General features: G+C 57.8%; 8 protein-coding genes. All 8 read left to right on the top strand.

Annotated elements, in window-relative coordinates; genetic code table 11:
• On the top strand, positions 1–303 hold a 303-nt coding region (locus K5905_RS21995; protein WP_297587784.1), incomplete at its 5' end, for a sensor histidine kinase.
• Between the two features lie 173 nt (positions 304–476).
• A complete protein-coding gene (locus K5905_RS21990; protein ID WP_297587782.1) occupies positions 477–665 on the top strand; it encodes a hypothetical protein in 189 nt (62 codons plus the stop codon).
• A 14-nt stretch (positions 666–679) separates the two neighbouring features.
• Positions 680–1,669, top strand: a complete 990-nt coding sequence (locus tag K5905_RS21985; protein ID WP_367187006.1) for an AAA family ATPase — start codon at positions 680–682, stop codon at positions 1,667–1,669.
• Between the two features lie 9 nt (positions 1,670–1,678).
• Positions 1,679–2,611 (top strand): DUF58 domain-containing protein, encoded by a 933-nt coding sequence (locus tag K5905_RS21980; RefSeq protein ID WP_297587779.1) that lies wholly within the window; start codon positions 1,679–1,681, stop codon positions 2,609–2,611.
• Entirely contained in the window at positions 2,608–3,090 is a 483-nt protein-coding gene (locus K5905_RS21975; RefSeq protein WP_297587777.1) for a DUF4381 domain-containing protein, read from the top strand. The genes K5905_RS21980 and K5905_RS21975 overlap by 4 nt, the downstream gene beginning before the upstream one ends.
• A complete protein-coding gene (locus tag K5905_RS21970) occupies positions 3,087–4,106 on the top strand; it encodes a VWA domain-containing protein (protein WP_297587775.1) in 1,020 nt (339 codons plus the stop codon). Before K5905_RS21975 ends, K5905_RS21970 begins: the two co-directional genes overlap by 4 nt.
• A gap of 5 nt (positions 4,107–4,111) precedes the next feature.
• A complete protein-coding gene (locus K5905_RS21965; RefSeq protein ID WP_297587773.1) occupies positions 4,112–6,331 on the top strand; it encodes a VWA domain-containing protein in 2,220 nt (739 codons plus the stop codon).
• A 14-nt stretch (positions 6,332–6,345) separates the two neighbouring features.
• Positions 6,346–7,859: BatD family protein (locus K5905_RS21960; protein WP_297587771.1), on the top strand; the 1,514-nt coding region annotated here is incomplete at its 3' end.

Here is a 7,859-nt window from a genome sequence, read left to right as displayed (position 1 = left end):
GCGATTGAACATTGTCCTCCGGGCACGTCGATCGTCGTGAATTGTCATCAGGAAAATCCCGATATCGTTCTCAGTGTCGCGGACAATGGTCCAGGAATTCCGGAAGACGATCAGGAACGGGTGTTGAAACCGTTCGAACGGCTTGACAGTGCCCGTACCAAACCGGGTAGCGGATTGGGGCTTGCGATGGTTGCCGCAATCAGTGAGCACCACGGAGCAACGGTCACCTTGCAGAGTGCCGGACCAGGACTGCGTGTCGTCATGAGATTTCCCGTGCGGTCCGCGACCGATTCAAATTCCTGAAATTTCAATAGAACTCCAGTTCCGGGCGACGGTGTCCAGACTGCGCGCGAAGTCGGGATCTGAATTCTCAACTATAATTAAACTTCGCAACAGGCGCAGTTAAAGCGCGCACCCCATTCTCCATTGCGTTCAAGCAAATGCCTGCTGTCGGGTATCGGAGGAGTATGGCTCGTATGATCGGAAAACTGCCGATTTCACTGCGCAATGCCGCAAGGGTGTTGAAGACGAAGATCCATACATTTTCAGGTTTCGCAGCAGGTTCGCGTTCCAACACCGAATTCAAACCGCGGCAAACGGATGTCTGTCGGGCGCAAATGCCTACCGAGCAGTACGTTTCCGGCGACCGCGACGTCACATTTTGAAAGGACGTCTGATTATGAACCTGCATGTCTCTGCTGCCACGACAAGCACCAAAGGTGATGTTGCCCAGTATCTGCGCGATTTCATGAACTCGCGGATCATCGGACAGCAACAGTTCGTCGACCGCATCCTGCTCGGCCTGTTCAGCGATGGCCATGTGCTGGTCGTCGGGGCTCCGGGTCTGGCGAAAACCAAGGCCGTTAATGCCCTCTCGGAAGTTATCGACTGCGACGCGAAGCGTGTCCAGTTCACGCCGGATCTCTTGCCGAGCGACCTGACCGGAACGGACGTCTATCGTGCCGAACTCGGTGAGTTCAATTTCCAGGAAGGTCCGCTATTCAACAGCCTGATCCTGGCTGATGAAATCAACCGTGCCCCAGCCAAGGTGCAATCGGCGCTCTTGGAAGCCATGGCGGAAAAGCAGATTACCGTGGGGGGCACCACGCACCAACTGCCCGATCTCTTCATGGTGCTCGCGACCCAGAACCCGATTGAACAGGAAGGCACCTATCCGCTGCCTGAAGCACAGCTCGACCGTTTTCTTCTTCAGGTCAATGTCGACTTCCCGTCAGCTGAAGCCGAACGCGACATTTTGAAACTGGTGCGGGGCGAAACATTTGGCGAGATCCGGAAACCCGAGCGCAAGATCGGTGTCGACGAAATCTTTGACGCGCGCAGGCAGGCAATGGAAACGCATGTTTCCGAAGCGCTGACCGAATACATCATCCAGCTTGTTCAGGCGACCCGCAAACCCGGTGCGTATGGAGAGGACCTGTCTCGCATGATCGCCTATGGCGCATCTCCGCGCAGCACGATTGCGCTTGATCGCTGTGCCAGGGTTCACGCCTGGATGCGTGGTTCTGATTTTGCGACCCCGGCGGACGTGCAGGCCATTCTTCACGACGTATTGCGGCATCGGATCATCCTGAGTTTTGAAGCGGAAGCCGACGGTGAAACACGTGACGGTTTCATCGATGCGCTTATCGATCGCGTCCCGGTCAGCTGAGGATAGATTATGACGGAACACCGCACATATGCGGCGGGCGTGGAAGCAAGCACGGCGGAACTGATCCGTGCCCGCCCACCCAGGGCAACATCGGGTTTTGCGCCGTCCGGCCGCGTCAGCACACATCAATGGGGAACCAATCGCTCGGTTTTCAGAGGCCGGGGGATGGAATTTGCCGAGTCCCGGGAATACCAGCCGGGAGACGATGTCCGCAGTATCGACTGGCAAGTGACCGCCAGGACAGGTCGTACTCACACCAAACTCTTCCAGGAGGAGCGGGAACGACCGGTTCATATATTGCTGGACCTGCGCGAAATGATGCAATTCGGCAGCCGGGTGCGGTTCAAGTCGCATCTCGCGGCCGAAATCGCAGCCAAGCTGGCCTGGATCGGCCATGATGGCGGTGACCGGGTCGGTGGCCTCATTCTGACGAGACATGGCGTCCGGGACTTTCGCGGTGCACGGACACGCCGCGCGGTGCTGAGATTTATCGAAGCAATCTCTGAAGAAACCCGTCAGGACCGGAACACCGCCAAGGAACTGGCACTTGCCGACGGCATTCGCAGATTGCGGCATGAATGCCGGCCGGGTGCGCTGGCCTTTATCGTCAGTGACTTTTCGGATTTCGACAAACGTTGCGAACAGGAGTTGCGGCGCCTGTCCAAGAGCCCGCATGTCACCAACATCATGGTGAGCGATCCGCTTGACAGCGAATTGCCACCGAAGGGGGGGCGGATCAGCGATGGCAGCAGGGCTGTTTCACTGTCCGGCCTGAAGCGGAATGCCCTCAAGGATTATTCCGATTCCTTTTGCGACCGGCGCGAACGGTTGGAGCTGACATGTCGGCAGCGGGCCATGGCGTTCCATGCTCTATCGACACCTGATGATCCGAAATCACTTCTCTATGTCAAAGGGACAGAGCCTGGACGGAGGTCGTCATGACACCAGAGTTCTCACCACACATTCTGGCTCAGCTTGACCAGTTGCGGGACATCCGACTTCCGGCCCCTGTTTCCTGGTGGCCGCTGGCTCCGGGATGGTGGGCGGTAGCAGCCTTCATTCTGGCGGCGTGTACTGCCGTTACGACGTGGTCGATCCTGCGTCGACGGACGGTCCGATATGCAGCCCTGAAAGAACTTGAAACGCTTCGCCAAAAAGAAACACCGGTCGACTTCTCGGCATTGGCAACCGACGTGTCCGCCCTGTTGCGCCGCGTTGCCATACGGTTGAAGGGGCACAGTGTCGGCATTCTGAGCGATCGTGACTGGGCTGACTATCTGAGCTCGGGCAAGAACGGCATGCCGCAGCAGACGGCGGATCTTCTGGCACAGGCTCCCTACGCTCCTTCAAAACCTGCATCCGATGCAGACAAGAAAGTTCTGGTCGAGGCGGCCGAACGCTGGATCAGGAGGTTCGCATGATTACGTTCCTGTGGCCCTTGGCATTTCTTGCGTTACCGCTGCCATTCATCCTTCGCTTTTTCCTGAAACCGGCCGATCCGGGTGTATCCGGTGCGTTGCGTGTTCCGTTCTTCAAATCCGTATTCGGTGCGGCCGCCGGTGGTGCGGGAACCGAGAATCGCAGCGCCTGGAAACTGGTTCTGGCATCGCTCATCTGGGTATTGCTTGTGACCGCTCTGGCACGCCCTGCCTTTGTCGGTCCGGAGGTGCCTCTTCCAGCGGAAGGCCGTGACGTGATGCTGGCCATTGATCTGTCGGGATCGATGGATGAGCAGGATTTTGAAGTCGGTGGCCGTCCTTCCACCCGATTGCACGTTGTAAAATCGACAGCCGACACGTTCATTGAAAGCCGGAAGGGAGACCGGGTCGGTTTGGTTCTGTTTTCCGACCGGGCCTATCTGCAGGCACCCCTGACGTTCGACCGGGACGCGGTTCGCGACCTGCTGGACGAGGCCGAAGTTGGTTTGACCGGGCAGAAAACCGCCATTGGCGACGCGATTGCGATTTCGCTGAAAAGGCTGAAGGATCGCCCGGAAAACGGTCGTGTTCTGGTGCTCCTGACTGATGGTGCAAACAATTCCGGTGTGATGGAGCCGCTAAAGGCCGCGACCCTTGCACAGGAACTTGGCATCAAGATCTACACGATCGGCGTCGGCGCAAATTCGATGATGGTCGATACCGGATATGGCCGGCAGCTGGTCAATCCATCAGCGGACCTCGATGAAGGCGTTCTGACGGAAATCGCGGATATGACCGGTGGCAAGTATTTCCGGGCAACAGACGTCAGCGGCCTGGCGACGGTTTACCGTGAAATCGATCGTCTCGAACCTGTTGCAGGCGAGCCGGTGCATATCCGCCCGGAGATCGCCCTTTACTACTGGCCGGCGGGCGTTGCTCTGGTCCTGGCCGGACTTTTCGCTCTGATCCTGATTACCCCAACACCACTTTCACGGCGCCATGGCGCAGTCGGAGGCTGATTGACATGACTTTCTTGCCGGAAAACTTTCATTTTCTCAGGCCCGAGTGGTTATGGGCTCTGGTGCCGGCGGCGGTTCTGGCCGTGCTGTTGTGGAATGGTCGCTTCCGTGGTGCCGGCAGCACATGGTCACGGTATGTCGACGCACATCTGCTCTCGCATCTTTCGGTGCGTGGTGGCAAGCAACGCCGCAGTCGGTTCATTGCGCCAACGGCCTTCGCGACTGTCGTTCTGGTGATTGCCGGACTGGCCGGACCGACCTGGCAGAAATCGGATGTCCCGTCCTTCACCGGCGGCGAACCCGTCGTTGCAGTGCTGAGCCTGGCACAGTCCATGAACGCCAACGACCTGACGCCCAGCCGGTTGAAAAGGTCGGTGCACAAGCTTCGGGATATTCTGGCGCGAACGCAAGGCGACGAGCGAGGTCTGGTCATCTATTCGGATGTCCCGTTCGTTGCCGCACCTTTGACGAACGATGCGCGGGTCATCGAACAGATGCTGCCGGAACTTTCCACGTCACTGATGCCGGTTCTTGGCAACAGGCTGGATCTCGCGATCGGGGAAGCACAGCAGGTTCTGGAAAGAGCCGACGCGAGCCGCGGACAGATCATCGTCATAGCTGACAATGCGGGAAGCGACACTGCGGCAAGTCTTGCAGCGGCCAGCGCTGCAAGCCGGGCAGGCTATAGCGTGTCCGTACTTGCCGCAGGAACCGAGGATGGAGCGACCCTCCAGACAGCTGACGGGCGTGCAATCAGCAACAGCGAAGGACAAACCTTCATGACCATGCTTTCCAAAGAAAGCCTGGAAGATCTGGCAACTGCCGGTGGCGGCAAGTTCTCCATGGTCACAGCAGGGGACGCGGATCTCAACAGGTTGTTACCGATCGAGGGCCAGTCCATGCACTCCGCCGGTAATGAAAACGAATTCCGGACAGACAGCTGGGTGGATATGGGCTACTGGCTGCTGATCATTCCGGCTCTCCTGGCCCCCTTTGTTTTTCGGCGTGGCGTGCTGATGGGGATCGTGGTCGTCGGAGCCGGCCTTCTGGCACAACCGCAGCAGGCGACCGCCAGCGCATGGGACGACTTGTGGGCGACTCGCGATCAACAGGCGCACACGGCCTTCCGGAACGGCGATTATCAAAGCGCTGCCAGAACCTTCGATGTTCCTGAATGGCAGGCAGGCGCAGCTTATCGCGCGGGCGAATACGAAGCTGCCGTTGCAGCCTATTCGCAATCGGAGGATCCGCAGCGGGACTACAATCTTGGGAATGCATTGGCCAAGTCGGGAGATCTTGAAGGAGCTCTTGAAGCCTATGACCGTGCTCTGGAGGTTGCCCCCGCCGATGAGGATGCACAGTTCAATCGCGATCTCGTTGCCAAACTTCTGGAAGAACAAAAACAAGAAGAAAAGCAAAACCAGGATCAGCAGGAGCAGCAACAAAACCAGAATCAACAAGATCAACAAGATCAACAGGATCAACAGGATCAACAAGGTCAGCAGGGTCAGCAGGGTCAGGAAAACCAGGAGCAGTCATCCCAGGATCAGGCTGGTCAGCAGGATCAGCAGCAAGGTTCCGGGTCCGACAGTCAACAGGCCGAGCAGGAAAGCGGTGGTGACCAGGCGCAGCAGGATCAGGTCTCCGATCAAAAAGCCAATGAAGCAAAATCCGGTGAACAACCGTCGGATCAACAGCAGACAGATGCTTCGGAAGTTGAACAGCAGTCCGGTGAAGAAGCTCAACCGCAACAGAAACAGGCGGATAACCCTGCAGGCTCTGAACCGGGTGACGAGCAGCAGACCGAAGATCAGGCTGCTGGTCAGGAAGCAGGTGATATGGAGCAGCGAGCTGACACATCGGACTTGAATCAGGCTGAAGCGCAAGCAGACGAACAGGCTGCAAACGAAATGGCGGAAGACGCCACACAGGCTGCAGCAGAAGATTTGCAGCAGAGCATGGGGCAACAGGCAGCGGATGCTGCTGAAACCGAGGTGCAGCCGGACAACTTGCAGGAAGAAAACGTGCTTTCGCGCCTGTTTTCAGAAGCGCTTTCCGGCAATGGCGATGACCAGGACGAACCGGTCGCAGAAGCCTATTCGCGGACTCCGCCACCGGTTGACCAGGCCGTCGAACAGCAGCTGCGCCGGGTGCCGGACGATCCGTCAGGACTACTCCGAGCCCGTATCCATCAACATTATGCGCGGCTTCGCGCTGCCCAGTAAGTGAGGTTGAAACCATGAAACGAACCGGTATCAAAAAAGCCCTGCTTGCAGCCGCACTCACGCTTGCGGTGAGCCATGGCGCTCTGGCGGCAAGCCTGAATGCGCGTATCAATACGGACAAGGTTGCAGTCGGTGATCAGTTTCAGCTGACGCTTTCCACCGATGGAAGTGGCGCGGCCATGCCGGATCTTGCTCCGTTGCAGAAGGAGTTTAACGTTCTGGGAACGTCGAGCTCGATGCAGGCACAGATCATCAATGGTCGTCAGTCGCAACAGCAAAGCTGGATCGTTACCCTGTCACCGAAACAGAAAGGACAACTGACCATTCCAGAACTTTCCTTCGATGGTGCCAGCAGCAGGCCCTTGACCCTGTCGGTGGTCGATCAGGCAGACCTGCCGAAATCTCAAGGCGTTCAGGGTGTTGCGGTTAAAGCGCTGTTGCAGGGTGACCATCACTATCTTTATCAGGAAATCCCCCTGACCGTGCGGATCGAAACATCGGTTCCGTTGAAACGTGCTGAATTGATCGCTCCGAGCGATACGGCCTTTGAACTCACGCCCAATGGTGATGAGCGAACCTCGCAGATCATGCGGGACGGGAAACCGGTGACGGTGATCGAGCGCCAGTACATGCTGCGACCTCAAAAGACAGGTGAGTTGACGATTGCTCCCTTTGTCATTCGTGGCGAGGTGAAAGACCCGAACGCGCGGCAGAGCCCCTTTGACCGCATGGGGATGGGGCGGTCGCTCTTTGACGATTTCCCCTTCAAAGGGAGTGCCTTTGGGGGAGGTGGGTTTGGCGGCAGTCTGTTCGATGACATGTTCTCACCGGGTAAGCCCTTCGCCGCTCGTTCCGACGCAATCAAGATGAGCGTCGAAGGTGGTACGGCCACCGGAGACGAACAGTGGTTTCTGCCTGCTAAAGCCGTAGAACTGATTTCGTCCTGGCAACCCGATCAGCCCGAGTTCAAGGTCGGTGAAGCGGTGACGCGCAAGGTGAGTATCCTGGCATTGGGTGCCAGGCCTGAACAGTTGCCCGATCTCGAGTTTACAAGCCCGGACGGTGCACGGATTTATGTTGACGGGGACACTTCCGACGAATTCAACACGGACGAAGGAACCGTCGGCAGGCGGGAAATTGTCACCTCCATCGTTCCAACGTCGGGTGGTGAGGTAGTGCTGCCGGAAATTGCCCTGAAGTGGTGGGACACGGAAGCCGGGGAAGAAAGAACTGCAACAATTCCGGCTGAAGCCATACAGGTTGAGGGTCCGGTTACGGTGTCAACGGTTGCTCCTCCTGCTGCCGCAGAACAAACGCCTTTACCGGACACGAACGGAAACCCTGTTCTAAGCCAAGAATGGGTTTACGCCGGGGGTGGAATTGCAGTGACGCTGGCGCTTGCGCTGGGCACCGCACTGGCCGTTCGAAGACGTCATGCGCCCGTTCCGGTTCGCAACGAGAAATCCGGGAAAGGGGAAAGGCCTAACAGGCGTCCTCAGAAGGAAGCCGAGCGGCTGCTGGCTGCTCT

This window comes from Roseibium sp., assembly GCF_025698965.1.
Taxonomy (GTDB): domain Bacteria; phylum Pseudomonadota; class Alphaproteobacteria; order Rhizobiales; family Stappiaceae; genus Roseibium.
This window is presented reverse-complemented; position numbering and strand designations above follow the sequence as displayed.

Excerpts from the sequence above, each read along its gene's own strand:
- K5905_RS21990 (WP_297587782.1), top strand. The coding sequence starts at position 477 with ATGATCGGAAAACTGCCGATTTCACTGCGCAATGCCGCAAGGGTGTTG.
- K5905_RS21985 (WP_367187006.1), top strand. The coding sequence starts at position 680 with ATGAACCTGCATGTCTCTGCTGCCACGACAAGCACCAAAGGTGATGTT.
- K5905_RS21980 (WP_297587779.1), top strand. The coding sequence starts at position 1,679 with ATGACGGAACACCGCACATATGCGGCGGGCGTGGAAGCAAGCACGGCG.
- K5905_RS21975 (WP_297587777.1), top strand. The coding sequence starts at position 2,608 with ATGACACCAGAGTTCTCACCACACATTCTGGCTCAGCTTGACCAGTTG.
- K5905_RS21970 (WP_297587775.1), top strand. The coding sequence starts at position 3,087 with ATGATTACGTTCCTGTGGCCCTTGGCATTTCTTGCGTTACCGCTGCCA.
- K5905_RS21965 (WP_297587773.1), top strand. The coding sequence starts at position 4,112 with ATGACTTTCTTGCCGGAAAACTTTCATTTTCTCAGGCCCGAGTGGTTA.